Annotated in this window: 24 protein-coding genes and 1 pseudogene; 13 read left to right on the forward strand and 12 right to left on the reverse strand. The window is 63.7% G+C overall.

Annotated elements, in window-relative coordinates:
• Positions 1–13 precede the first annotated feature (13 nt).
• The 3 genes from FJ943_RS17040 to FJ943_RS17050 all read right to left on the reverse strand — a co-directional run bounded on the left by FJ943_RS17040 (position 14) and on the right by FJ943_RS17050 (position 2,218).
• Positions 14–925 carry a LysR substrate-binding domain-containing protein gene (locus FJ943_RS17040; RefSeq protein WP_140723149.1) on the reverse strand — a complete coding sequence of 304 codons (912 nt, stop codon included), beginning with the start codon at positions 923–925 and terminating at the stop codon, positions 14–16.
• 79 nt (positions 926–1,004) lie between these two features.
• Positions 1,005–1,622 carry a DedA family protein gene (locus tag FJ943_RS17045; RefSeq protein WP_140714190.1) on the reverse strand — a complete coding sequence of 206 codons (618 nt, stop codon included), beginning with the start codon at positions 1,620–1,622 and terminating at the stop codon, positions 1,005–1,007.
• The gene (locus FJ943_RS17050; protein ID WP_015314136.1) at positions 1,619–2,218 is read right to left on the reverse strand and encodes an rRNA adenine N-6-methyltransferase family protein; all 600 of its coding nucleotides are present in this window, start codon (positions 2,216–2,218) and stop codon (positions 1,619–1,621) included. Before FJ943_RS17050 ends, FJ943_RS17045 begins: the two co-directional genes overlap by 4 nt.
• 300 nt (positions 2,219–2,518) lie before the next feature.
• Here FJ943_RS17050 and FJ943_RS17055 point away from each other — a divergent pair, with 300 nt between their 5' ends.
• From FJ943_RS17055 to FJ943_RS17070, 4 genes are all read left to right on the forward strand, one after another.
• On the forward strand, positions 2,519–3,193 hold the full coding sequence (locus tag FJ943_RS17055; RefSeq protein ID WP_140723151.1) for a response regulator transcription factor: 675 nt from the start codon (positions 2,519–2,521) through the stop codon (positions 3,191–3,193).
• Between the two features lie 10 nt (positions 3,194–3,203).
• Positions 3,204–4,565: a HAMP domain-containing sensor histidine kinase gene (locus tag FJ943_RS17060; RefSeq protein ID WP_140723154.1), complete on the forward strand. Its 1,362-nt coding sequence runs from the start codon at positions 3,204–3,206 to the stop codon at positions 4,563–4,565.
• Between the two features lie 69 nt (positions 4,566–4,634).
• Positions 4,635–5,084 carry an Rrf2 family transcriptional regulator gene (locus FJ943_RS17065; RefSeq protein ID WP_140714196.1) on the forward strand — a complete coding sequence of 150 codons (450 nt, stop codon included), beginning with the start codon at positions 4,635–4,637 and terminating at the stop codon, positions 5,082–5,084.
• On the forward strand, positions 5,074–5,973 hold the full coding sequence (locus FJ943_RS17070; RefSeq protein WP_140723157.1) for an NAD(P)/FAD-dependent oxidoreductase: 900 nt from the start codon (positions 5,074–5,076) through the stop codon (positions 5,971–5,973). Before FJ943_RS17065 ends, FJ943_RS17070 begins: the two co-directional genes overlap by 11 nt.
• On the opposite strand, the gene FJ943_RS17075 is transcribed toward FJ943_RS17070, so the two are convergent.
• Complete coding sequence (locus FJ943_RS17075; protein WP_140723160.1) at positions 5,970–6,737, reverse strand: DeoR/GlpR family DNA-binding transcription regulator; 768 nt, start codon at positions 6,735–6,737, stop codon at positions 5,970–5,972. The genes FJ943_RS17070 and FJ943_RS17075 overlap by 4 nt on opposite strands.
• A gap of 416 nt (positions 6,738–7,153) precedes the next feature.
• Here FJ943_RS17075 and FJ943_RS17080 point away from each other — a divergent pair, with 416 nt between their 5' ends.
• Together FJ943_RS17080 and FJ943_RS17085 are read left to right on the forward strand one after the other, a co-directional pair.
• Positions 7,154–8,041, forward strand: coding sequence for a phosphotransferase family protein (locus FJ943_RS17080; protein ID WP_140723163.1), 888 nt, complete (start codon positions 7,154–7,156; stop codon positions 8,039–8,041).
• On the forward strand, positions 8,038–10,491 hold the full coding sequence (locus FJ943_RS17085) for an FAD-dependent oxidoreductase (protein ID WP_140723166.1): 2,454 nt from the start codon (positions 8,038–8,040) through the stop codon (positions 10,489–10,491). Before FJ943_RS17080 ends, FJ943_RS17085 begins: the two co-directional genes overlap by 4 nt.
• Here the strand turns inward: FJ943_RS17085 and FJ943_RS17090 are convergent.
• On the reverse strand, positions 10,488–11,120 hold the full coding sequence (locus FJ943_RS17090) for a class I SAM-dependent methyltransferase (protein ID WP_140614880.1): 633 nt from the start codon (positions 11,118–11,120) through the stop codon (positions 10,488–10,490). The two genes, FJ943_RS17085 and FJ943_RS17090, sit on opposite strands and share 4 nt — an antisense overlap.
• A gap of 91 nt (positions 11,121–11,211) precedes the next feature.
• Here FJ943_RS17090 and FJ943_RS17095 point away from each other — a divergent pair, with 91 nt between their 5' ends.
• Entirely contained in the window at positions 11,212–12,114 is a 903-nt protein-coding gene (locus tag FJ943_RS17095) for a phosphotransferase family protein (protein WP_140723169.1), read from the forward strand.
• A gap of 18 nt (positions 12,115–12,132) precedes the next feature.
• On the opposite strand, the gene FJ943_RS17100 is transcribed toward FJ943_RS17095, so the two are convergent.
• Together FJ943_RS17100 and FJ943_RS17105 are read right to left on the reverse strand one after the other, a co-directional pair.
• Positions 12,133–13,056, reverse strand: coding sequence for a DMT family transporter (locus FJ943_RS17100; RefSeq protein ID WP_140614882.1), 924 nt, complete (start codon positions 13,054–13,056; stop codon positions 12,133–12,135).
• A 108-nt stretch (positions 13,057–13,164) separates the two neighbouring features.
• Positions 13,165–14,445, reverse strand: a complete 1,281-nt coding sequence (locus FJ943_RS17105) for an amidohydrolase family protein (protein WP_140723171.1) — start codon at positions 14,443–14,445, stop codon at positions 13,165–13,167.
• Between the two features lie 151 nt (positions 14,446–14,596).
• Here FJ943_RS17105 and FJ943_RS17110 point away from each other — a divergent pair, with 151 nt between their 5' ends.
• Positions 14,597–16,351 carry an ABC transporter ATP-binding protein gene (locus FJ943_RS17110; protein WP_140723174.1) on the forward strand — a complete coding sequence of 585 codons (1,755 nt, stop codon included), beginning with the start codon at positions 14,597–14,599 and terminating at the stop codon, positions 16,349–16,351.
• A gap of 76 nt (positions 16,352–16,427) precedes the next feature.
• Here the strand turns inward: FJ943_RS17110 and ilvD are convergent, their stop codons facing one another.
• Positions 16,428–18,272 (reverse strand): dihydroxy-acid dehydratase, encoded by a 1,845-nt coding sequence (ilvD, locus tag FJ943_RS17115; RefSeq protein ID WP_140723177.1) that lies wholly within the window; start codon positions 18,270–18,272, stop codon positions 16,428–16,430.
• Positions 18,273–18,539: 267 nt separating this feature from the next.
• Here ilvD and FJ943_RS17120 point away from each other — a divergent pair, with 267 nt between their 5' ends.
• The gene (locus FJ943_RS17120) at positions 18,540–19,010 is read left to right on the forward strand and encodes a VOC family protein (protein ID WP_015314150.1); all 471 of its coding nucleotides are present in this window, start codon (positions 18,540–18,542) and stop codon (positions 19,008–19,010) included.
• Positions 19,011–19,124: 114 nt separating this feature from the next.
• Here the strand turns inward: FJ943_RS17120 and FJ943_RS17125 are convergent, their stop codons facing one another.
• Positions 19,125–20,717 (reverse strand): peptide chain release factor 3, encoded by a 1,593-nt coding sequence (locus tag FJ943_RS17125; RefSeq protein WP_140723180.1) that lies wholly within the window; start codon positions 20,715–20,717, stop codon positions 19,125–19,127.
• 160 nt (positions 20,718–20,877) lie between these two features.
• Positions 20,878–21,000, reverse strand: a pseudogene (locus FJ943_RS17130) (alpha/beta fold hydrolase); the annotation flags it as partial.
• A gap of 99 nt (positions 21,001–21,099) precedes the next feature.
• On the opposite strand from FJ943_RS17130, the gene FJ943_RS17135 reads away from it, so the two are divergent.
• Positions 21,100–22,173, forward strand: coding sequence for an FAD-binding oxidoreductase (locus FJ943_RS17135; RefSeq protein WP_140614887.1), 1,074 nt, complete (start codon positions 21,100–21,102; stop codon positions 22,171–22,173).
• Between the two features lie 331 nt (positions 22,174–22,504).
• Here the strand turns inward: FJ943_RS17135 and FJ943_RS17145 are convergent, their stop codons facing one another.
• A complete protein-coding gene (locus FJ943_RS17145; RefSeq protein ID WP_140723183.1) occupies positions 22,505–23,305 on the reverse strand; it encodes a class II glutamine amidotransferase in 801 nt (266 codons plus the stop codon).
• A gap of 15 nt (positions 23,306–23,320) precedes the next feature.
• Positions 23,321–23,569 carry a DUF6356 family protein gene (locus FJ943_RS17150; protein ID WP_140723186.1) on the reverse strand — a complete coding sequence of 83 codons (249 nt, stop codon included), beginning with the start codon at positions 23,567–23,569 and terminating at the stop codon, positions 23,321–23,323.
• Between the two features lie 115 nt (positions 23,570–23,684).
• Between FJ943_RS17150 and FJ943_RS17155 the strand changes: the two genes are divergently transcribed.
• The 3 genes from FJ943_RS17155 to FJ943_RS17165 all read left to right on the forward strand — a co-directional run bounded on the left by FJ943_RS17155 (position 23,685) and on the right by FJ943_RS17165 (position 25,452).
• On the forward strand, positions 23,685–24,155 hold the full coding sequence (locus FJ943_RS17155; RefSeq protein ID WP_140723189.1) for an Lrp/AsnC family transcriptional regulator: 471 nt from the start codon (positions 23,685–23,687) through the stop codon (positions 24,153–24,155).
• A gap of 85 nt (positions 24,156–24,240) precedes the next feature.
• Positions 24,241–24,726, forward strand: a complete 486-nt coding sequence (dut, locus tag FJ943_RS17160) for a dUTP diphosphatase (RefSeq protein ID WP_140723192.1) — start codon at positions 24,241–24,243, stop codon at positions 24,724–24,726.
• Positions 24,727–24,780: 54 nt separating this feature from the next.
• A complete protein-coding gene (locus FJ943_RS17165; protein ID WP_140723195.1) occupies positions 24,781–25,452 on the forward strand; it encodes an HAD family phosphatase in 672 nt (223 codons plus the stop codon).
• Positions 25,453–25,669 lie beyond the last annotated feature (217 nt).

Raw genomic sequence — 25,669 nt, forward strand, 5'->3', positions numbered from 1 at the left:
ATGCCAGCAGCCATCAAGGGCGCTGCCGCACCGTCCGCTGCGACTGGGCAAGACCCACAAAATCGCGCGCCGCGGCGGCCAAGCCAGATCCCCGCCGCCAGACCATGCCAACCTGCACCACCGGCAAGGAACCGGAAATGTCGCGCGATTCGATGCGGTCGCCCTCCAGCGACCAGGGTCGGTAGACGAGGTCAGGCAGCAGCGCCACGCCGGCCCCGGTGGCGACGAGGCTGCGAACGGCCTCCACGGAACGGGTGCGGAAGGCGACATGCGGCCTGGCGCCGATCGCCGTCAGCAGCTTGCCGGTGTTTTCCTCGATCTCGTCAACGGTCAGCATGATCAGCGGTTCGGAGGCGATATCGCCGATGCCGATAATGTCGGCGCCAGCCAGGGGATGGCCGAGCGGCAGCCACAGCCGGTAGGCCGAGACTTCGAGGATTTCCGATTGCAGTGCAGTGCGGTCGCGCAAATTGGAGGTGACCATGACGGCAATGTCCAGCTTGCCGCCGATCAGGAGATGTTCGAGGTAGTCGCCATTGTCCTCGATGGCCGAGACCTCGACGCCGGGATAGGCGCGGCGGTAGCGTGAAAGCAGGTCCGACAGCACATAGCCGGCGACCAGCGAGGTGACGCCCAGTTGCAGCCGCCCGCCCGCCACGGCCTGCTCGCCGGAAAAAGAACGGCGGGCGTCGGACACATCGGCGAGAATCTTTGTCGCGTGGCGCAGGAACTGGTGACCCTTGTGGGTGATGTTGAGGCCGCGCGGATGGCGTTCGAACAGTTCGACGCCAAGATCGCTTTCAAGTTCCTTGATCGCCTCGGTGACCGACGATTGCGAGATGGAGAGGTTTTGCGCCGCGCGCGATACCGTGCCTTGCTCGGCGACGGCGATGAAGAACTGCAACTGCCGGATGGTGAAGGCCATTGCCGGACTAAACACCGCCGCAACCGCGAAGAAAAGCCGATGGCGACTCTTATCCCATGGCTGGATGTCTGGCCGTGGCTCAGCCGAGCATCGGCCGGATGCGCCGCCAGCATGCCGGGCCGTAGCGCAAGGCAAGCATGAATGCCGTTTCCAGCGCCACGACAATAGCGATGATGCGAAAGCCGACGGCGAGCGGGCTCTGGCCGCTGCCATGCAGCGCATAGCCTGTAAGCAGAAAGCCGGCATTCCAGAGCGTGGCTCCGGCTACCGTCGCGACCACGAAAGGTAAGGCTGGCAGGCAGAGCGCGCCGGCCGCGATCGGCAAATAGTTGCGCACCGTCGGAATAAACTGCGCCAGCAGGGAAACCCTGACATGGTTGCGGCGATAGGCCTGGCCAAGCTTGCGGTAGGTTTCGGGGCGCAAGAAGACATATCTGCCGAACCGCTCGACCAGCCTGTCGGCGCGATCGATTCCGATCCGGCGGCCGACAGTGTACCAGACGAGACAGCCTGTCGTTGAGGCCAGCGTGGTCACGCCAAGCAGGATTGCCAGCGTCGCATCGTCGGGCGCTGCCGTCATGCCGAGGAACAGCAGCAGCACATGCGAGGGCGGGATCGGCAGAATCTTCTCGGTAAAGGCGAGGCAGAAGACGCCGAACAGGCCGAAGCCAAGAATGGCCGACAATGGTCCCGTCATGCGAAGCGCCAGTCGTAGGTTCCTGACGTCTTGAGCCTGGCGATGCGATAGACCGTCGCCGGCGGGAAGTTGCGAAAGGTGTGGCCAACCCGCGTAACCCCGAGATCGAGCCTGTCGAGCAGCGACTGGTCGAATGGGCAGCGCCGTCCGAGCGTGAACTGGTAGAGCGCTCCGCCGGGGCGAAGGTTGGCGAAAACACCTTCGAGAATGGCAAATGTCCTGCGCGGCGAAATCAGCCGGAAAGGCAAGCCGCTGACGGCGGCGCCAATCGCAGGCCGGTGGAAGAGCGAGAGATGGCGCAGACCGACGGCGTCCATTTCGAAAATCCGGGCAGCAGGAAAACGACGCATGAGCAGTGCGGCGAAATCCGGATCGGATTCGATCAGCGTCAAATCTTCCTCCTTCACCCCGCGCGACAGCAGCGCCCTCGTGAACGGCCCGGTTCCCGGACCGAGTTCCAGCACGGGGCCAGTCTCGGGTCCAATGTCACGGGTCATCAATGCCGCCAGGCTGGAGCTGGACGGCGTGACGGAGCCGACCCTGAACGGCGCGACGGTCCACGCCATGAGAAAAGACAGAGCATCATTTGCGGGCATGGTAACCTCGATCCCGGACAACATCACGCCAACCAGTTTGGTGTGGCCACGTGGTTTCGTTTCAGCGCCATTTGGTTTCGAGCGTCAGGCCCGACCTGTTGCATATTCGGGCCTGACGCCGTCACGTCGGCGCGAGCGATTCGTGCCGACCCGGCGTTGTTTGCCGCGACTGGGTTGCATAGACATTGCGCAATCTCGCTGAGGCTAAGAAAGTGCCTGTCGACCGCAGTCCTTCGGCTTTGCCATGTTTACGCAATGTTGGCGCGGTAGCGCCCGACGCGGTTTTCTGAGGGATTGTCGATGCGTATCTTGCTGGTCGAAGACGAACCCGAGATGGTTTCGGCCCTGCGTGCCGCGCTGAAGCGTCACGACATGGTGGTCGATCACGCCGGCACATTGCTGGAGGCGGAGGGGTTCGTTGCCGTCGACAGCTATGACGCCATCCTGCTCGACCGCCAATTGCCGGATGGCGACGGGCTGTCGCTGGTGCCGAGACTGCGTTCGGCCAGGAATACCACGCCCGTGCTGGTGCTGACGGCGAGAGGCGACACGTCGGACAAGGTCGATGGGCTGGACATGGGCGCGGACGATTATCTGGCAAAGCCATTCGCGTTCGAGGAACTGCTTGCCCGGTTGCGCGCGCTGCTCAGGCGCCCGGCGCCGCTGCAGTCGCAGTTCATCCGGGCCGGCGATCTGGTGCTCGACGTCGGACATCGCGAAGCGTCGATCCGTGCCGAACCGCTCAGCCTGCCGCGCCGCGAGCTCCTTGTGCTGGAGGGTCTGATGCGCCGCACCGGCCGCATGGTGCAGCGCGAGGCGCTGATGGAGGCGGTGTTCGGTCTCGACGACGAGATCCAGTCCAACGCGCTCGACACGCATGTCTCGCGCCTGCGCCGCAAGCTCGCCGATGCCAATGCCGGGGTGACGATCAACGGCATTCGCGGCGTCGGCTATCTCCTGCGCGAGACGACATGAGCGCCAAGCGATGAGCCTCAAGCGCCCGCATTCGCTGAAATGGAGCTTGGTGCTGCGCATCGCCTTGCTGCAATGCGCCATGCTGACCCTGATCATCGTCGGCATTCTCGGCGCCATGCTGGCCACCGGCCTTATCCCGCACGATTACGAGGACGGCACGATGGACGTGCTGGCGGATGCGGTGACACGCGATGCCGGCGGCAAGTTGGTTCTGCGCGAGACCTCGGACCTGACGAAGCTGCGGTCAGGTGTTCCCGACCTCTGGTTCATCATTCGAGACAAGCAGGGGCAAAGGCTGCAGGAGGGGACCGTGCCGCCCATCTTCCAGCCTTTCAGCGGACTGCTGGACACGATCAGCGACGCCCGTATCAGCCATGCAATCGGACAAGCCGCGCCGCCGGAGGGAAAGATCCGCTGGACCGACACGATGGCCGGCAACGTCCAGATTTTCAGCGGCACCAAGGGCGGGCTTTCGCTGCTGCGTCTGCTCGGCCAGGCGCCGCAATTCTTCCTGCAGGGCATATTGCCGCTCGCCGGGCTGATGGCGCTGGCCACGCTGTTCGCGACGCCATGGGTGGTGCGTGGCGCTTTGTCGGGCCTTGGCCATGCGGCGGCCGAGGCTGAGCGCATCGACATCGACCAGCGCGGCGTGCAGTTGCCGCTGAAGGACGTGCCGGCGGAAGTGACGCCGCTGGTCAAGGCCGTGAATGCTGCCCTTGCGCGCCTGGACAAGGGCTATGAGCGCCACAAGCGCTTCCTCACCGACGCCGCCCATGAGCTCAGGACACCGGTCGCCATCCTCAACACGCGCCTCGCCTCGCTGCCGCCGACACCGGAGCGGGCACGGCTGCTGCAGGACGCGGCCAGGCTTTCAACGCTGACCGACCAGTTGCTCGACCTGCAGCGCCTCGACCGGCAGACGTCGCCGTTCGAAGCGGTCGATCTCGTAGCGACCGCGCGCGGCGTTATCGTCGACCTCGCGCCGATGGCGTTTTCTGCCGGTTACGAAATGTCGTTCGAGCCGGAACGGGACACGATTTTCGCCACCGGAGACCGCACCGCCATCGAGCGCGCGGTGACCAACATCGTCCAGAACGCCATCGAGCATGGCGGCCGCGCTGGCAAGATCACCGTCGGCGTCACAACGCCCGCCATCATCGAGGTCCGGGACGAAGGCGACGGCGTCCCGCCGGGCGAGCGGGAGCGCATCTTCGAGCCCTTCTATCGGCTGCGCCCGCAGGATCATGGCGCCGGCCTCGGCCTCAATCTCGTGCAGGAAATCATGTATCTCCATGGCGGCCGCATCGATATCCTCGATGGCAAGCCCAGCGGCGCCTGCTTCAGGATGAGTTTTCGCGCTTTACCCGTTTAGCCTTGCCGCCAACCTCGCAAGGTCGCTGGTGCGTTTGACATTGCGATAAATCGTAACTAACTAAGTTACATGAAGCGCAATAGCCGACTGTCCTCCACTCTGCACATCCTCGTTCACATGGCCGAGAAGCCCGAGCAGGCTCTGACCTCCGAGCAGCTTGCCACCTTCATCCATACCAATCCGGTGGTGGTGCGCCGGACCATCGCAGGCTTGCGTGACGCCGGCATCGTCACCTCGTCACGCGGACATGGCGGCGGCTGGCTGCTCGGGCGCGCGCCCGAGAACATTTCACTGGCCGAGATCAGCCTTGCCCTGGGCGAGACGCTGCTGCCGTTCAGCACCGAGCCGGAAAGCCCGGGCTGTCTCGTCGAGCAAGCGGTGATCGCCGTGCTCGACGATTTTCGCATCGCGGCCGAGAAGCTGCTGGCGGAGAAGCTCAGCCGCATCACGCTGGCCGACCTGACAGCCGATTTTCGCCGTCGTTTCGACCTCGTTGGAGTTTCCAGCCATGCAGTATGATCTTGCCGTTATCGGCGGCAGCTTCGCCGGCCTGTCCGCCGCCATGCAGGCGGCGCGGGCGCGGCGCACCGTGCTGGTGATCGACGCCGGCCAGCCGCGCAACCGCTTTGCCGCGCATTCGCACGGCTTTCTCGGCCAGGACGGACGCACGCCTGGAGCGATCCTGGACGATGCAAGGCGGCAATTGCTTGCCTACCCGACGGCCAGGCTTGTGACCGCACGGGCGGACAAAGCCATTGCCAACAGCAGCAGCGATTTCGAAATCACCACCGATGGCGGCGAGACATTCGGCGCCGCACGACTGGTGCTGGCAACCGGCGTGCGCGACATCCTGCCGGAGGTTCCCGGGCTTGCCGAGCAATGGGGCAGAACCGTGCTGCATTGCCCCTATTGCCACGGCTACGAGGTTTCCACCGGGCCGCTCGGCGTGCTCGCGACCGGCCCGATGTCCATGCATCAGGCGCAACTGATTTCCGATTGGGGCGACATCACGCTGTTCGGCAACGGACTGATCAAGCCCGATGCCGACGAGATGCATGCGCTTGAGAGCAGGAATGTAAGGTTCGAGCCCGCGACGGTCAACGAACTGAGCGATGATGGCTCCGGCGGCTTGGTTGTCCATCTCGTCGATGGCCGGCAGGCTGGCGTCAAGGCGATATTCACCGCGCCACGCAACACGATGGCGAGCCCGCTGGCCGAACAACTCGGCTGCGGCCTCAAGGACGGCCTGCTCGGCCCGATGATATCAGTCGATGACCGGCAGCAAACGACGGTTCCCGGCGTCTATGCCGCCGGTGACGCGGCACGTGCGATGCACAACATCGCCTTCGCCGTGTCGGGCGGCACCTTCGCGGGCGTGTGCGCCCACCAGTCGCTGGTCTTCGGCTAAATTCCGCCGGCCACGCTGAGGCGCGCCCCGGCTTGCGCCAGTGCCGCGGCAATGTCGTGCGGCGGCGCGCGGTCGGTGGCGAGTTCGGAAAAGCCGTCGAAGCCGCAGACCTGGACCAAGCCATGGCGGCCGAACTTCGTGTGGTCAGTGACGACCAGCGAGCGCTGGCCCCGCGACAGCACCATGCGGGCGAATTCCGCCTCGTCCAGATCAAAGTCCATGACACCGGTCAGCGCATCCACGGCGCCGGTGGAGATGATGGCGTGGCTGACCGAGAAGCGGCTGACGAACTCGATGGCCGACGTCCCGAACGCGGCGCCTGAATCGCTGCGCAGCTCGCCGCCGGCCATATAGACCTTGTTGCCGTTAATGGTGGCCAGGGTGCGGGCGATGTCGGACGAATTGGTGACGACCGTCAGGCGCCGGTGGCCGAGCAGTTCGCGCGCCAGGAACGAGGTCGTGGTGCCGGTGTCGAGCATGATCGATTCGCCGTCGCGGATGGTGGCCGCGACCGCGCGGGCAATGCTTCGCTTGGCGTCGGCATGCTCGCGCATGCGCCGTTCGAACGGCGCTTCGCCGACCATCGACGGCAGGCCGACGGCGCCATGCATCTTCAGAACCGAGCCGTCGCCGGTGAGCGGCTTGACGTCGCGGCGTACGGTCTCGAGCGAAACGCCCAACCGGTCGGCCAGGCTGGCGATAGTGACGGTTCCCTCTTCCTGCAGCAGCCGCAGGATCTCGCCATGTCGTTTCGAGTGGTTCATATGGGCATCCCGAAAATGACCGATTCTAAGGCATTCCTAGCGCTTTTAAAGAAATTGCCCATGCTTTCGGACAAAACACCCAAAAAAAGTCACATCTTTTTATTGACAGAAGAGCAACCCCGGCGTGAAATCCATCTTCAACAGGGTTCGGAACTGCAGCGGGATGTAATTGGCAGAGCTGCAATTCACTGACCCCAGGCAGCCTGTAACGAGTGTGGCGCAAGGAATTTTCAGATCCGCGGGGGCGGATGCCGGGCTCATAAACCTGGCCAAGGGGCTCGTCGGTGCGGTGCGGGATACCGATCCTGGCATCCCGCACCGACGAGATTGTTTGCGTTTCACCCCGCCGTCGTTGCGCCGCCCATGGCGCCATATAGAAGCCCAGCAAACCAGGCCTGCGAACCAGGGATGATCCCGTGATTGCCGAAGACCGCATCCACGCCCTGCCGTGCTGGACGGGCGCCATCGAGATCGCGCCGCTGCCCGGCGGCCTAAGCAACGCCAATTATGTGGTCACCGATGCGGCCGGCAAACATGTGGTGCGTTTCGGCCAGGATTATCCGTTCCACCATGTCTTCCGCGAACGCGAGGTGATGACCGCGCGGGCGGCTCACGCGGCCGGCTTCGCACCGGCGGTACGTTACGCCGAACCGGGGATCATGGTGACGGCGTTTCTTGGCGCCAGAACCTATCTGGCCGAGGACATGCGCGCCAATCTCCGCCGCGTCGCGACGCTGATGCGCGGCTTTCACCGCGAGATGCCCAACCATATCTCCGGCGCCGGCTTCATGTTCTGGGTGTTCCACGTCATCCGCGACTATGCGCGCACGCTCGACGAGGGCAACAGCCGCAAGCGCGGTGACCTGCCGCGCTTTCTGGCGTTGGCCGACGAACTGGAGCGCGCCCAGAAATTGCTGCCGATCGTCTTTGGCCACAATGATCTTTTGCCGGCCAACATTCTGGACGACGGCGGCAGGCTTTGGCTGATCGATTTCGAATATGCCGGCTTCAATACGGCGATGTTCGACCTTGCTGGCGTCGCCTCGAACGCGGGCATGAGCGACGAGGAATCCTTCGCCTTCCTGACCGCCTATTTCATGAAGGAACCGGACGAGGCGATCCGCCGCTCGCACGCCGCCATGCAATGTGCCTCGCTGCTGCGCGAGGCGATGTGGAGCATGGTGTCGGAGCTCTATCTCGACGCCCCCGGGATCGATTACGTCGCCTACACCGAGGAAAACCTGGCGCGGCTCGACGCGGCGCTGGAAAACTACCGGATAAAATACGGGATCCTGAAATCATGACCTTGCCTAGCCAGGCCGAGATCGTCGTCATCGGCGGCGGCATCATCGGCTGTTCGACGGCCTATCATCTGGCGCGTGACCACAAGGCCGACGTGGTGCTGCTCGAACAGGGCAAGCTGACCTCGGGCTCGACCTGGCATGCAGCCGGCCTGGTCGGCCAATTGCGCTCGTCGGCCTCGATCACGCGAGTACTGAAATACTCGGTCGACCTCTACAAGGGGCTGGAAGCCGAAACCGGTCTTGCCACCGGCTGGAAGATGACGGGGTGCCTCAGGCTCGCCACCAATGCCGACCGCTGGACCGAATACAAACGGCTGGCGACCACGGCGAAAAGCTTCGGCATGGACATGCAGCTGCTGTCTCCGGCGGAGGTCAAGGCGATGTGGCCCTTGATGGAGACCGGCGATCTCGTCGGCGCCTCCTGGCTGCCGACCGACGGCCAGGCGAGCCCTTCCGACATCACGCAGTCGCTGGCCAAGGGCGCGCGCATGCACGGCGCCAATCTCTACGAGGACGTGCGCGTCACGGGTTTCGAGATGAAGGGCGACCGCATCACGGCGGTGAAGACCAATCAAGGCGACATCGCTTGCGACAAGGTGGTGAACTGCGCCGGGCAATGGGCGCGGCAGGTCGGCGCGATGGCCGGCATCAACGTGCCGCTGCAGCCGGTCAAGCACCAGTATATCATCACCGAGAAAATCGCGGGGCTGGCAACCGACGCGCCGACGCTGCGCGACCCCGATCGGCGCACCTATTTCAAGGAGGAGGTCGGCGGGCTGGTGATGGGCGGCTATGAGCCGAACCCGCAAGCCTGGACGACCAATCTTCCCGGGGGCGACGTGCCCAATGATTGGGAGTTCCGGCTGTTCGACGACGACTACGATCATTTCGAGCAGCACATGGCGCAGGCGATCGCGCGGGTGCCGGCGCTGGAGACGGTCGGTGTCAAGCAGATGATCAACGGATCGGAAAGCTTCACGCCGGACGGCAATTTCATCCTCGGTGTGGCGCCCGAATGCCCCAACATGTTCGTCGGCGCTGGCTTCAACGCCTTCGGCATCGCCTCGGGCGGCGGCGCCGGCTGGGTGCTGGCGCAATGGGTGGTCGACGGCGAGGCGCCACTCGACCTTTGGGTGGTCGACATCAGGCGTTTTTCCAACCTGCACCGCGACCGGCAATGGGTGAGCGAACGTACGCTGGAAGCCTATGGCAAGCATTACGCGATCGGCTTCCCGCATGAGGAATACACCAGCGGCCGGCCGCGCATCGTCTCCCCGCTCTACGACAGACTGAAAGACCATCGCGCCGTGTTCGGCTCCAAGCTCGGCTGGGAACGGCCGAACTGGTTCGCGCCGGAGGGCGTCGAGCCGAAGGACATCTATTCGATGGGCCGGCAGAACTGGTTCGCCGCCGTCGGCGACGAACATCGGCACGTGCGCGAGCATGTCGGTATCTTCGACCAGTCGTCCTTCGCCAAGTACGAGCTGAGCGGGCCCGACGCGGCGAGGGCCTTGGACTGGATCTGCGCCAACGATGTCGGCAAGCCGGTCGGCCGGCTGACCTACACGCAACTCCTCAACTCGCGCGGCGGCATCGAGGCCGACCTGACCGTGTCGCGGCTGGCCGAGGAAAAATTCTACATCGTCACTGGCACGGGTTTCCGCACCCATGATGCCTCGTGGATCAGCGACCATATCGACCACGGCCTCGATGCCCAGCTCGCCGATGTCACCGAGGATTTCGGCACGCTGTCGCTCATGGGACCGCGCGCCCGCGACGTGCTTTCAGCGGTCACCAATGCGGATGTGTCGAATGCCGGCTTCCCGTTCGGCCATGTGCGCGAGATCACGATAGCCGGTCACACAGTCCGGGCGCTGCGCGTCACCTATGTCGGCGAACTGGGCTGGGAACTGCATGTGCCGATCGCCGCTACCGGCGAAGTCTTCGACGCGCTGATGGCGGCCGGCGGGAAGCACGAGATCCGGCCGGTCGGCTACCGCGCGCTGGAATCGCTGCGGCTGGAAAAGGGCTATCGCGCCTGGGGCTCCGACATCACGCCCAACGACACACCGCTGGAAGCTGGGCTCGGCTGGGCGGTCAAGCTGCGCAAGAACACCGACTTCGTCGGACGGCGCGCACTCGAGAAGATTGGCGGCGCGTCCCTGAAGAAGCGCTTTGCCGGCTTCACGGTCGATGATCCGGAGATCGTGCTCGTCGGACGCGAGACCATCCTGCGCGATGGCCAGCCGGTCGGCTATCTCACCAGCGGCGGCTACGGCTACACGGTGGGAAAGAACATCGGCTACGGTTATGTGCGCAACGCTGACGGAGCAAGCGATGATCTTCTCGCCTCGGGCAGCTATGAACTTGTGGTGGCGATGGAGCGGACGCCGGCTCAAATCCATCTTCAGCCGCTATACGACCCGGCAATGGAGCGCGTGAAGGCTTAACTCACGCGCAAAGCGAGGCCACGGCTGGGGACGGTATCGGCCTCGCCTGGCATTGAGACATATGGCCGTGTTTCCTCGACCCGCGTGACCAGGCCTTGTGCCTCGAGTTCGGCGATGCGCGCGGCAAAACCGTGATCCCACAACGTGTTCTTGACCGTCAGCACGATCACCCCACCCGGCCGGCAGATGCGGATCAGTTCGTCCAGTCCCTCGGCGCCGACATGGCCGGAGGTAAAGACGCCGGCCGAGATGATGCCGGCATAGGTGCTGTCGGCAAATGGCAAGGCGCCGCCGAGCGCCAGACAATGCAGCGCCGAATAGACGCCCTTGCGCGCGGCTTGATCCAGCATGCCTTGCGAGATATCCAGCGCCTCGACCTGGGGATAGCCGGCAATATCGAGCCACTCGCCGATCAGCCCGGTACCGGCCCCGGCGTCGAGCAGCGGGGCTGACCCGCGCGGCAGATGGCGGGCGAGCAAAGCAAGGCAGATGGTCGGGTGGCGGTAGCCGGCTGCCGACATGTCGGCGTCGTAGGTTTGCGACCAGCGGTCGTACAGTGCGGCCACCTCTTCCGGGCGCTTGGCCGCGTAGACCTCGCCGAGCGCGCCTTGATGTTTGCTGTCCGCCACTGTCCACCATCCCTCGTCTCGCCGCGATGATAGCCAAACGGCGAAAATTGTGGAACCGTGCAGCCGAGAAATAACGCGTGGGGACGCAGGCATGGGGACAGACGAGGCGCGGGCAAAACTTGCCGTCATTCCGGTACTGGCCGGCTATACTGGGCCGCTGGAACGGCTCGGCGGCTTGACCAACCTCGTCTTCAAGGCCGGCGATTACTGCCTGCGTATTCCGGGCAAAGGCACCGAGGAATACATCAACCGCGCCAACGAGGCGATTGCCGCGCGTGAGGCGGCAATCGCCGGGGTAAGTCCTGAAGTGCTGCATGCCGACGCCGCCAGCGGCCTGATGGTGACGCGCTACATTGCCGGTGCGGAGACGATGTCGCCGGAGAAGTTCAAGGAGCGGCAGGGCAGCCCGGCCCGAGCGGCCGAGGCCTTCCGCAAGCTGCACGCGTCCGGCGCGGTGTTCCCCTTCCGCTTCGAACTGTTTTCGATGATCGACGACTATCTCAAGGTGCTGTCGACCAGGGATGTCGCCCTGCCCGCCGGCTATCATGACGTGGTGCGCGAGGCCGAGAGCGTACGCTCGGCCTTGGCCGTCCGCCCCTTGCCTCTCGTCGCCTGCCATTGCGACCCGCTGTGCGAGAATTTCCTCGACACGGGCGAGCGGATGTGGATCGTCGACTGGGAATATTCGGGGATGAACGACCCGCTCTGGGACCTCGGCGACCTCAGCGTGGAAGGCAAGTTCGACGCCGCCCAGGACGAGGAGCTGATGCGCGCCTATTTCGGCGGCGAGGCGAGGCCGGCGGAGCGCGGCCGCATCGTCATCTACAAGGCGATGTGCGATCTGCTCTGGACGCTGTGGGGGCTGATCCAGCTTGCCAACGAAAATCCCGTCGACGATTTCCGCGCCTATGCCGACGGCCGCTTCGCCCGCTGCAAGGCGCTGATGGAGACAGAGGAGTTTTCGCGGCACCTGGCGGCGGTACGCAAGGGCTAGGCACCAGAAATCTGGCCCCTAGTTCACGCCTTTCGGCACGTTCTCCGGCGGCACCGTGGTGTCGACCACCTTCTGGCGGTGGAAGATGAACATGCCGGCCACGACGATGATGCCCGAGCCGATCAGGATGCGCGGACCGGGAACGTCGCCGAAGAACACCAGCCCGAACACCACCGCCCACAAGAGCAGCGTGTAGTGCAGCGGCGCCAGCGTCGAGGCCGGCGCCAGTTTCAGCGCCCTGGTGATCATCAGATGCGCCCCGCAGGAAACGATGCCGAGCAGCAGCATGGCGCCGAAATCAAGCGCAGACGGCGTCTTCCAGGCCCCGATGGTGAGGGCGCCGCCAACCGCCAGCGTGCCGATCGTCTGCCATGTCACCAGATTGGTGTCGCTGGTGCCGCGCAGGCGTCGATTGAGGATGATGGCGAAGGCGAAGGCAAGGCTGCCGACAAGTGCGAAACTCGATGACAGCGAAAACGCGGCAGAGGACGGTTTCAGCATGATGACCACACCGCAGAAGCCGAGCAGGATCGCCACCCAGCGGCGCCAGCCGACCTTTTCGCCAAGCAGGAAATGTGACAGCGCCGCCACATAGATCGGCCCGGCCATGTAGAAGCTCATCACATCGGCAAGCGGCAGGTAGACGACGGCGGCGTAGAACAAGGCGGTGTCCAGTGTCGTCGCCACCACGCGCAGGATCTGCAACCCTGGCCGCTCCAGCTGGAACAGTCTGCCGGCGCCCTGGTTGGCGATCATCGGACCCAGCACGAAGAAAGCGCCGATCGAGCGGATCAGCACCACCTGGCCGACGGAGAAACTGGCGACCAGCCACTTGCCCATCGCATCATTGAGCGCAAACAGGAAGTCGCCGGCCAGCATCAGCAGGATGCCGGCCAGGAGGACATTCTTGATTGTGGAATTCCGCGCCACGGGTTGCGTCATGCCTGCCCCGATTCCTCCCTCGCCCGAGCCGCGTCGTAGACGGAAGCGCCGGCTTTGACGAGGAGAAATCGGGAAATAGGTAAGACCAGCGTCGGGAATCGGCTGTATCTAGGTGGATATGTGCCTGCGATTCACCTGCGACGGCCTGCCGGAGATCGAAAGCCTGGTATCCTGCCTCGTCCGCTCCGCCACCACCTTGCCCCTGGCAATGACGCAGATGCGCTCGGCGCGCAGGCGCAGAGCCTCGATCGGATTGCCGGCATCGAGGATCACCACGCTGGCGCGCTTGCCGACGCCGAGGCCGAGATGGTCGAGGCCCATGATCGCGGCATTGACGTTGGTGACCATGTCGAAGCAGCGCGCCATGTCGGCGGGGCTCGACATCTGGGCGACATGCAGGCCCATGAAGGCGACGTCGAGCATGTCGGCGGTGCCCAGCGAATACCAGGGATCGAGCACGCAATCCTGACCCCAGCCGACACGGATGCCCAGCGCCAGCATCTCCTTGACCCGCGTCATGCCACGCCGCTTCGGGAATGTGTCGTGGCGGCCCTGCAGCATGATGTTGATCAGCGGATTGGGGATCGCGGAAACGCCGGCTTCGGCGATCAGCGGCAGAAGCTTTGAGACGTAGTAATTGTCCATCGAATGCATCGAGGTGAGGTGCGAACCGGCCACCCTACCCTGCAGGCCGAGGCGCTGCGCTTCATAGGCGAGCTGTTCGATGTGGCGCGACAGCGGGTCGTCGGTCTCGTCGCAATGCAGGTCGACCATGAGCCCGCGTTTTGCCGCGATCTCACACAGTTCGGTAACCGAGCGTGTGCCGTCGGCCATGGTGCGCTCGCAATGCGGAATGCCGCCGACGATGTCGACGCCAATGTCCAGCGCGCGAATGGTGTTTTTTCGTGCCGTCGGCGAGCGATAGAAGCCGTCCTGCGGGAAGGCCACCAATTGCAGATCGATATAGGGTGCGACGATTTTCTTGACCTCCAGCAGCGCCTCGACGGCCAGCAGCCGGTCGTCGCAGACGTCGACATGGGTTCGGATGGCGAGCAGCCCCATCGACACCGCCCAGTCACAATAGGCGAGCGCCCGGTCACGCACGGCCTCGTGCGTCAGGAGCGGCTTCAGTTCGCCCCATAGCGCTATGCCTTCGAGCAGCGTGCCCGACGCGTTGATACGCGGAAGGCCGTAGGAGAGCGTCGCGTCCATGTGGAAATGCGGATCGACGAAGGGCGGTGACACCAGATTGCCATGGGCGTCGACCTCGGTCCGCGCGGAACCGTCGAGCTTCGGCTCGATCGCGGCGATCGTCTCGCCGCTGATGCCGATGTCGGCGATGCCGCCATCCGGAAGCGTGCCGCCGCGCACAATAAGATCGAAATCCATCTGTCATCATCCTGCTTGAAGAATCACTGCCGCATCGTGTCTCAAAAGACACCCCGCCGCAGCGGTTTCTTTCCATGGCGGCGAAAGGTTCCCTCCGGCGGCATCTCCCTCTATAAGCCGCCTTCGTCATCCCGGCATCAAGGATCAGCCGTTGTTTCGCTTCTTCCGCTCGACGGAGAACCAGCGCCTCGTCGCAAGGCTGCTCCGGGAATCGTTCCGGCAACACAGGGCCGGCTACGCCGCCGCCATCCTGTCGATGCTCGTGGTGGCCGGCATGACGGCCGCCAGTGCCTGGATCCTGCGTGAAATCACCAATGAATTCGTCATCGATAGACGGGTCGACCGCGTCAATATGATCGCCGTGGCGGTCGCCGGGATCTTCATCGTCAAGGGCATCGCCAATTTCGTCCAGGCCTACTTCATGAGCCGCGTCGGCAACGCCATCATCGCCGAACGGCAGCGCAAGATCTATGACCGCATCCTGGCGCAAGGCATCGAATTCTACCATTCGACCTCGTCGTCCGACCTGATCACCCGCATGACCAACAATGCCCAGGCGGCGCGCAACGTGCTCGACCTCATCGTCACTTCCTACGTGCGCGATCTGGTGACGCTGGCTGCCCTGATTGGGGTCATGGTCTGGCAGCAGCCGGCGCTGTCGCTGATCTGCTTCGTCGTCGGTCCGTTGGCCATCTATGGCGTCAACCGCATCCTGAAGCGCGTGCGCAAGTTCGCCGCCATGGAGTTCCGGTCGGTCGGCCAGATCGTGCAGGTGATGCAGGAAACCGCGATCGGCGTGCGCGTGGTCAAATCCTTCAACCTCGAAGGCCTGATGCGCAAACGCATGTACAGGGCGGTGGCGGACGTCGAGGATCGGGCCAACAACATCGCCGCGCTGGAAGCGGTGACCAATCCGGTGATGGAAACGCTGGCCGGCCTGGCGATCGCCGGCGCCGTCATGGTCAGCGGCTTGCTGGTCCTGCAGGGCGGCCAGATGCCTGGCAACATCATGGCCTTCATCGCCGCGCTGCTGCTTGCCTATGAGCCGGCAAAGCGCCTCGCGCGGGTGCGCATATCGCTGGAAAGCGGCATTATCGGCGTGCGCATGATGTTCGAGCTCGCCGACCAGCCGCTGACATTAGCCGAGAAGCCGGATGCGAAGCCGCTTCGGGCCGGACCGGGCGAGATCCGGTTCGATGCCGTCAGCTTCGCGTATCAGAACGGTCCGCCGGTGCTGGACCGGTTCGACCTGACCCTGGCGCCCGGCAAGATGACGGCGCTGGTCGGCCCCTCCGGCGGCGGCAAGTCGACGATCCTGAACCTCATCATGCGCATGTATGACCCGAAGAGCGGCAGGGTGCTGCTTGACGGCCAGGATATTTCCCATGCCACGCTCGCCTCGCTCAGGGAAAAGATCGCCTATGTCAGCCAGGATACGTTCCTGTTTGCCGGCACGATCATGCACAACATCCGGCTTGGGCGCGAGGATGCGACCGACGACGAGGTGATCGCCGCGGCCAGGGCCGCCAACGCGCATGACTTCATCGTCGCGCAGGCGAAAGGCTACGAGACGGATGTCGGTGAGAATGGCGGCCTCTTGTCGGGCGGCCAGCGCCAGCGCATCTCGATCGCGCGCGCCATGCTGCGCAATGCCGAAATCCTGCTGCTGGACGAGGCAACCAGTGCGCTCGACGCCGAGTCGGAAGCGCTGTTCCGCGACGCGCTGCAACAGCTGACGGAAGGGCGCACCACAATCGTCATCGCACACCGCCTCTCGACCGTGCACCAGGCCGACACGATCGTGGTGCTGGAAGCCGGCAAGGTGGTGGAAAGCGGGCCGCACAAGATGCTGCTCGGGCAAGGCGGGCTTTACCAGAAGCTGTATGAATATCAGCTGATGCCTTAATGTGGAGCGGCGCAAGTCGAGGACAGGTAGTCCTGCGGAGTTTGTGCCGCAGCGCCTGCCTGACGAGATTCGAACTTTACTCCGGCACGTGCCTTACCGCCCCCTTATCGGCGCTGGTGGCGAAGGCGGCGTAGGCGCGCAGCGCCGTCGTCACCTTGCGCTTGCGCTTTTCCTGCGGCTTCCAGGCGTCCGCGCCCCTGGCCTCCATCGCCGCCCGGCGCGCATCGAGTTCCGCGTCATCGACGGCAAGGCGAATGGTGCGGTTCGGGATATCGATCTCGATCGTATCGCCCTCCTGCACCAGTCCGATCAGCCCGCCTTCCGCCGCTTCCGGCGAAGCATGGCCGATGGACAGGCCCGAGGTGCCGCCGGAGAAGCGCCCATCGGTGACCAGCGCGCAGGCCTTGCCGAGGCCTTTCGACTTCAGATAACTGGTGGGATAGAGCATCTCCTGCATGCCGGGGCCGCCGCGCGGACCCTCATAGCGGATGACGACGACGTCACCAGCCTTGATCTCATTGGCAAGGATCGCCTTGACCGAAGCGTCCTGGCTTTCGAAGACACGAGCCGGTCCGGTGAATTTCAGGATCGACTCGTCGACGCCGGCTGTCTTCACGATACAGCCATCGAGCGCCAGATTGCCTTTCAGGACGGCAAGGCCGCCGTCTTTCGAGAAAGGCGTATTGGCCGAGCGGATGACGCCTGTCTCGCGGTTCATGTCGAGCTCGTCCCAGCGGCGGTCCTGGCTGAAGGCGACCTGTGTCGGCACGCCGCCGGGCGCGGCGAGGAAGAAGTCGCGCACATTCTGGCTCGAGGTGCGCGAAATATCCCAATGGTCGAGCGCTTCGCCGAGGCTCGCCGTATGCACGGTCGGCAGGTCGCGGTTGAGCAACCCGGCATTGTCGAGCTGGCCAAGGATCGCCATGATGCCGCCGGCGCGGTGAACGTCTTCCATGTGGACGTCGGACTTGGCCGGCGCCACCTTGCATAGCACCGGCACCCGCCGTGACAGCCGGTCGATGTCTTCCATGGTGAAATCGACCTCGCCCTCGTGCGCGGCGGCCAGAATGTGCAGCACGGTGTTGGTGGAGCCGCCCATGGCGATATCGAGCGTCATGGCATTCTCGAAGGCGCCCTTCGAGGCAATGCTGCGCGGCAATGCACTCTCGTCATCCTGCTCGTAATAGCGCTGGGCGAGATCGACGATGAGATGGCCGGCCTCGACGAACAGACGCTTGCGGTCCGCATGCGTGGCCAGCGTCGAGCCGTTCCCGGGCAGCGACAGGCCCAGCGCCTCGGTCAGGCAGTTCATGGAATTGGCGGTGAACATGCCCGAACAGGAACCGCAGGTCGGGCAGGCCGAGCGCTCGATGACCTTGACGTCCTCGTCGGAGATCTTGTCGTCGGCGGCCGCAACCATGGCATCGACGAGGTCGAGCGCCTGCGTCTTGCCGGCCAGCACAACCTTGCCGGCTTCCATCGGGCCGCCGGAGACGAAGACGGTCGGGATGTTGAGGCGCAATGAGGCCATCAGCATGCCAGGCGTGATCTTGTCGCAATTGGAAATGCAGACCATGGCGTCGGCACAGTGCGCATTGACCATGTATTCAACGGAATCGGCGATCAGCTCGCGCGACGGCAGCGAATAGAGCATGCCGTCATGGCCCATGGCGATGCCGTCGTCGACGGCGATGGTGTTGAATTCCTTGGCGACACCGCCTGCCTTCTCGATCTCGCGCGCCACCAGTTGGCCGAGGTCCTTCAGATGGACATGGCCCGGCACGAATTGGGTGAAGGAGTTGACCACCGCAATGATTGGCTTGCCGAAATCGCTGTCCTTCATGCCAGTAGCGCGCCACAGGCCGCGGGCGCCGGCCATGTTGCGGCCATGGGTGGTGGTGCGGGAGCGATAGGCGGGCATGAATTTTCCTTGGCTGTCTGGCTGCGCTCGATGCGGAGCGTGGCGGCGCTGAATTTTGATCGCAGGGTTTATAGACCGCCAAGTATGGTCTGGCCACATTTTTGCAATGCGCCAGGTTCTCCTGAAAAAACGAGCGTCTCAGAAAAATTCGATGTCTATGTCGGGTCGGGCGTATCAGGGCCGTCCTTGGGCAGACGGCAAGAAATGGCACCATTCTCGGAGTCAGCCGTTTCATTGTAACAGCAGGAAGCAACCTAGGAGCACGACATGCAAAAGATCACCACCTGCCTGTGGTTCGACGGCCGGGCAGAAGAGGCGATGAATTTCTACGTCTCCATCTTCAAGAATTCGAAGGTTACGAGCGTTCTGCGTTGGCCCGAGGGTCACGCAGATGCGGGCAAAGTGCTGATGACCACGTTCGAGCTCGACGGCGTGCCGTTCCAGGCGCTCAATGGCGGACCGCAATTCAAGTTTAACGAGGCGATGTCACAGTCGATCGACTGCAAGACGCAGGAAGAGGTCGATTACTTCTGGGAGAAGCTTATCGAAGGTGGCGGCGAACCTTCGCAATGCAGCTGGCTAAAGGACAAATTCGGTGTGTCTTGGCAGGTCGTGCCGGAGCAGCTGCCGCGCCTGCTTCTGGATCCGGACAGGGCCAAGGCCGGCCGGGTGATGTCGGCAATGATGCAGATGAGCAAGATCGATATCGCTGAGATCGAAGCGGCGGCCAAGGGGTGATCATAAGTGAGGTAGTGAGTAGTGAGTAGTGAGTAGTGAGTAGTGAGTAGTGAGTAGGTACGGCTTGTTTCCCATCGCTACTACTCACTAGCAACTACTCACTACTCACTAGAATCACGCCGCCTTGTCTCGCACCTGATAATCCTTGATCGTGGCGAAGCGGATCGCCTTCCAGCGTTCGGCTTCGTAGTTCAGCGAGAAGGCGTGCTGGGCCAGGAAGACCGGGTCGTTGTCGAGGTCGCGGGCGATGTCGCCGCGATGCGCCTCGATGAACCGAAGCACCTCGGCCTTGTCGTCGGCCGATATCCAGCGGCAGATGGAAAAGCGCGACATCTCGAATTCGACCGGCAGCGTGTATTCGAAGTTCAGCCGCTCTTTCAGCACATCGAGCTGCAGCGCGCCGACGACACCGACGATGGCCGGCGAGCCGTCTTCCGGCGAGAACAGCTGGACGACGCCCTCCTCTGCCATCTGGTGCAGCGCTTCCTTGAGCTTTTTCGCCTTCATCGCGTCGCCGAGACGGACGCGACGCAGGATTTCCGGGGCGAAGTTGGGCACGCCGCGAAACAGAATTTCCTCGCCTTCGGTCAACGTGTCGCCGATGCGCAGCGTGCCGTGGTTCGGGATCCCAACGACATCGCCGGCAAACGCCTCGTCGGCGGTGACGCGGGTGCGGGCAAAGAAGAATTGCGGCGCCGAGAGTGACATCGGCTTGCCGGTGCGCACCAGCTTGGCCTTCATGCCGCGCTCGAGCTTGCCCGAGCAGACGCGCACGAACGCGATGCGGTCGCGGTGATTGGGATCCATGTTGGCCTGGATCTTGAAGACGAAGGAGGTCATCTTTTCCTCCGTCGCCTCGATAGTGCGGGTGTCGGCCTCCTGGGCGCGCGGCGGCGGGCCAAAGGCGCCAAGCGCCTCGATCAGGTCGCGCACGCCATAATTGCGCAGCGCCGAGCCGAAATAGACCGGCGTCAGATGGCCCTCGCGAAAGGCCTCGATGTCGAGCGGACGGCAGGCTTCTCGCGCGAGCTCGAGTTCCTCGATGAAGGCCTCGCGCTCGTTTTCCGGCAGAAGGCCGGCAACGCGGTTGGAATCGGGACCGTTGACGGGGGTGCGTTCCTTCTCGTCATCGCCCTTGCGCACGGCGTTCAGCGCCAGGTGATAGGTACCGGAGAAGGTCTTGCCACGGCCGATCGGCCAGGTGATGGGCGCGGTGTCCAGCGCCAGCTTCTGCTCGATCTCGTCCAAAATCTCGAACGGATCGCGGCTTTCACGGTCCATCTTGTTGACGAAGGTGATGATCGGGATGTCGCGCAGCCGGCAGACCTCGAACAGTTTCAGCGTGCGCGGCTCGATGCCCTTGGCGGCGTCGATGACCATGACGGCCGAGTCGACCGCCGACAGCGTGCGATAGGTATCGTCGGCGAAATCCTCGTGGCCCGGCGTGTCGAGCAGGTTGAAGACGTTGTCCTCATATTCGAAGGTCATCACCGAGGTGACGACCGAAATGCCGCGCTCGCGCTCGATCTTCATCCAGTCGGACCGGGTCTGGATACGGTCCTTCTTGGCCTTCACCTCGCCGGCAAGCTGGATGGCGCCGCCGAACAAAAGCAGCTTTTCGGTCAGCGTCGTCTTGCCGGCGTCGGGGTGGGCGATGATCGCGAAAGTGCGGCGGCGCGCCACTTCCTCTGGGATAGTTTCGGGCATTCTCTTGGGATTTCCGTGTGACAGGCCGGGCTTCTAGCAGCGCAGCGCCGGGCTGTCGACCGGTCCGGCGGCGTGAACACCGCCGGTTGCGGGGCTTGCTTCAGGCTGGCTCGTTCAAGCGGCCTGCCTGAACGACCCCCGGAAGCCATCCGGCATGGCACTGCCGCGCCGCGAGATGAAAGGCAAGGGCCGTGCCCCAATCCTGGGCGACCAGCACCATGTCCTGGATGCCGAGCGCGTCGAGGAAGGCATCGAGATAGCGCACATGGTCGAAGAAGCGATGGTGTCAAGATGCATAATTTTGCGCTGCCAATGTTGGCAACGGGCCGCCGGAATGGCACTGGGATGAACCGTCCCCCAATCACGAGGCAAAGGAGCGACCATGACCGAGGCGAAACAAGTGATCGTCATCGGCGCCGGCATCATCGGCGCTTCCATCGCCTGGCATCTGACCATTGCGGGCGCGCAGGTGACAGTCATTGCCGAAAGCGAACGCGGCGGCGTGGCGACCCCTAACTCGTTTGCCTGGATCAACGCAAGCTGGGGTAACCCGGAGCCGTATTTCCGGCTGCGCACCCGCGCCATGGCTGAGTGGGCTCGCCTAGCGCGGGACCTGCCCGGCCTGCCGCTCAATTGGTGCGGCGGCCTGTGCTGGGATCTGCCGGCGGCCGACATGGAGACCTATGCAGCGGAGCATTCTGAGTGGGGCTACGGAATCGAGCGCGTCGACCGCGGCGAGGTGGCGCTCATCGAACCCAATCTCACCGAGCTTCCCGATTTCGCCCTGCATGTCGCAGAAGAGGGTGTCGCCGAGCCTGTCGCGGCCACCAAGGCACTGCTGGCCGATGCCGAACGGCGCGGCGCGCGAATCCTCTTCAGCACGGTGACGGCGCTTGTCCAAAGCGTCGGCAAGGTCACCGGCGTGGACACATCGCATGGACTGTTTGCCGCCGACGAGGTGGTGATCGCGGCCGGCGTGGGTTCGCCAGACATTGCCGCGACCGCTGGCATCAACCTGCCGATCGAGACACCGCCCGGGTTGATCGTCCACTCGCGGCCTTACAAGAAACTGCTCAACGGGCTGGTGCTGGCCGAGCGCCTGCACATGCGTCAGACCGCCGAGGGTCGAATCATCGCCGGCTCGGATTTCGGCGGCGCCGATCCCGGCATGGACGCCGAAGCCACGGCGCGTGAATTGTTCGCGGCCATGAAGGCCATGCTGCGCGACAGCGACGGGCTGGAGCTGGATTTCCACACCGTTGGCTACCGGCCGACACCGATCGACGGCTTTCCGATCATCGGCCGCGCCAAAGGCAAGGAGGGTGTCTATATCGCGGTCATGCATTCCGGCATCACTCTGGCGCCGGCCATCGGTCTGTTCGCCACGCGCGAAATTCTTGATGGCAAGCGCGACACGCTGCTGGCGCCCTATGGATTGGATCGCTTCGCTCAATAGCCGGGCGGACGGCGAAAGCCGCTGGTCAAGGGCATCATCGCCCTGGCGATGCCGAGCAGCCGCGGCTCCGACCAGCGTTTGCCGACCAATTGGAGGCCGAGCATCACGCTGCACGCCATGGTTGAGGTCGCCACTCTACGGCGCCCCCTTTGTCCTGCCGGACATCTCCCCACGCGTGGGGAGATTGGCAGTTTTCGGCGCTTCGCTCTGTCCTGCAACGCTGGGGATTGGCGAAAGCCATTGAGGCATCCGATCTCCCTCCTTGTGGGGGAGATGTCCGGCAGGACAGAGGGGGGCGCTGTCCCGCGACGTTACTCAATGCGGCGAAAGCCTATCCAACCAGCGCCAGTTTTGCCGCGACCGGAGCGAATGGATGTATGTCGATGCCATCCCTGGTCATGGTGACGAAGCTCGATGGCGGAATCGCCTGCCAGTCGCCGCCCTCGCGATCGAAGGGCTCGGAGACGATGCAGCGGCCGGCCCCTTTGCGGAAAATGGACGTGTAAAGCGTCGGAGCCAGGGCATCGGTGGCATAGCGCACCGCATACAATGCCTGTCCGTCGGAAAAGGCGGCGGTCAGTTTCAGCGCCGGCTCGAAACCGGCACGACGCGAGGCTTCCAGCACGCGGCTGGTGGCGCGCGAGACGGCGCCTTGCGGGTCGGCCGAAAGGCCCTCGTCGATCATGAGCAGAAAAAAGAGTTCGGAATCGGTGGTGCCTTCGCGCTGGTCGAAAACGGCGTCGGACAGCGAGTTCTCCAGCGCGCGGCGGATTTTTTCGAAACCGCCGATCTGGCCGTTGTGCATGAACGACCAGCGTTCTGAGATGAACGGATGGCAGTTCATGCGGCTGGTGGCGCTGCCGGTCGAGGCCCTGACATGGGCGAGGAACAGGCTGGACTTGATCTGCCGGCACAGGCTTTTCAGATTGGGATCGGACCAGGCCGGCAGGATATCGCGGTAGAGGCCGGGTTCTGGCCTCTCGCCATACCAGGCAAGGCCGAAGCCGTCGCCATTGGTGGGCGACTTCGCTTCCTGGGCGCAATGGCTCTGGGCGATCAGCGAGTGACAGGGCGCCGTGAGGATGTCTTCGAGAAAGACCGCTTCACCGAGATAGGCCGCCCACCGGCACATCGCTTCTGTCTTCCTCTAGGCGCGATCCGGAAGAGCAGCGGGCTCGTTGATCGCGTGCGTGCCTCTGTTGTGCGTCCGCTCGTAGAGCTCGCGAATGATTCGGCTGGCGGTAGTCTCGAAGAGAAATGGCAAGAAAGCGTGAACAAGAGCTGCTCCCGCCGCCATCAGAAGGCGCGAGGAAAACCAGGCGGCGAAGGCCATATGGCTGAAATAGGTCTCGCCGACCTTGGCCGGATGAGAGGTGAAGATCCTTGCGACCGACATGCTGGTTCCCCTTCAGCGCTTTTCGTTTCGATATGAGTATCCTGACACGCCTCACCGGTTCATTGGTCCCAAAATATCCTTGTATTTTGCTATTCCATGGGACAAATATCCCAATATGAGCTTTGACATCGACGAAATTGATCGAAAACTGCTCGCCGAATTGCAACGTGACGGCACGCTGTCGGTCGACCAGCTGTCGGAGCGGGTAGCCTTGTCGCGGAATGCCTGCTGGCGTCGCGTCAAGCGGCTGGAGGAAGATGGCATCATCACCGGCCGTGTGGCGCTGGTCGATGCCGAGAAGCTCGGACTCGGCCTTTCGGTGTTCATCCTGATCCGCACATCCAATCACGACCCCGACTGGCTGCAGAAATTCCGGGCGGCGGTGAACGGTCTTTCCGAGATCATCGGGGTCTACCGGATGTCCGGTGATCTCGACTATGTGCTGCGCGCCCGCGTCGCCGACGTGAAAGCCTATGACCGGCTCTACCAGCGGCTCATCGCCAAGGTGGCTTTATCCGATGTCTCCGCCTCCTTCGTCATGGAGGAGATCAAGGAGACGACGGTGGTTCCTATGGAACTCCGCTAGGCCACAGTGATGCCTGAAAGAAAGCCGTTGATAGCGCCGCGGTCGAGTTGACCGAATCGACATTCGCGCCGATAGGATCGATTTTATGCGCGCAGCCCTTCAAACACCTTCCGTCATCGGTCCCACCGTCGGCTTCGTCAGGTTGCCGCATGGCGAGGGACTTCCGCTTCCCGCCTATGAAAGCGCCGGCGCCGCCGGCATGGATTTGCGCGCGGCGGTGCCTGAAGACCGGCCGCTTCTGATCCTGCCGGGCAAGCGCGCCTTGGTAGCGACGGGGCTGATCCTGGAAATTCCCGAAGGCATGGAAGGCCAGGTGCGGCCCCGCTCGGGCCTTGCATTCAAACACGGCCTTACCGTCCTCAATTCACCGGGCACGGTCGACAGCGATTATCGCGGCGAGGTGAAGGTGCTGCTGGTCAATCTCGGCGACGAGGATTTCGCGGTGACGCGCGGGATGCGCATTGCCCAGATCGTTTTCGCCGCGGTGACGCAGGTGGCGGTTGAAGAGCGTTCGCTGGCCGGCGGCACGGCGCGTGGCTCGGGCGGATTCGGATCGACCGGCACCGCCTGATGCCTGGCTGTGTTTCGGCACAGTGAACCGTTTTGCCGGGTAGACTGATCTAACATGACTGAAACACGCCCCCTGCCAAAGCTCGTCATCTTCGACTGCGACGGGATCCTGGTCGATACCGAGAACCTCGCCAACCGGCGCCTGGCCGAATGGCTGAGCGACGCCGGTTTTCCAACGACCTTCGAATATTGCCGCAAGAACTTCTCCGGCCGCAGCATGGTCTCGGTGCAGAAGGAGATCGAAGAGACGACCAGCGTCAGGCTCGGCGCCGATTTCGTCGAGCGCTGGAATGCCGGCCTGCCGGATCTGTTCGCTCACGGTGTCGAGGCGATCCCTTATGTCCGGGAGTTCATCGAGGCGGTCCGCGCGGCCGGCATCGCTTATTGCGTCGCCACCTCGGCCAGGATCTCCAAGATGCACATAACGCTTGGCCAGACCGGTCTGTTGCCGCTGTTCGAACATGCCATGTTCAGCGCCACCATGGTATCGCGCGGCAAGCCGTTCCCCGACCTGTTCCTGCATGCGGCCAAAACGATGGGCTTCCCGCCCGCCGACTGCATCGTCATCGAAGACAGCGTCGCCGGCACGCAGGCTGGCATCGCCGCCGGCATGCGGGTGTTCTCCTATCATGGCGACCCCTATTCCGACCTCGACGGCTTGATCCAGGCCGGCGGCATCCTGTTCGACGACATGCGCGAACTCGCCGGGCTGGTGCCGATCCACTGATCCGCTGCACTGGACGCCACGAAGCGCGGTGCTACCTTCCGCGCGCCCGACAATGGGGCGCCGCATGCCAACGTACCTGCTTCGCTTCATCCTCACCTGGGGTGCTGCTGCGGCTTTTGGGGATGGCGGCCTCTGCACAAGCCGTCAGTTTCCCTGACCTCGGCAGCGCGCTGCCCGTCACAAGGATGCCACCTCCGTGCCTGTCGAGATGCGCCAC

Source organism: Mesorhizobium sp. B2-3-10 (assembly GCF_006442275.1).
GTDB lineage: Bacteria > Pseudomonadota > Alphaproteobacteria > Rhizobiales > Rhizobiaceae > Mesorhizobium > Mesorhizobium australicum.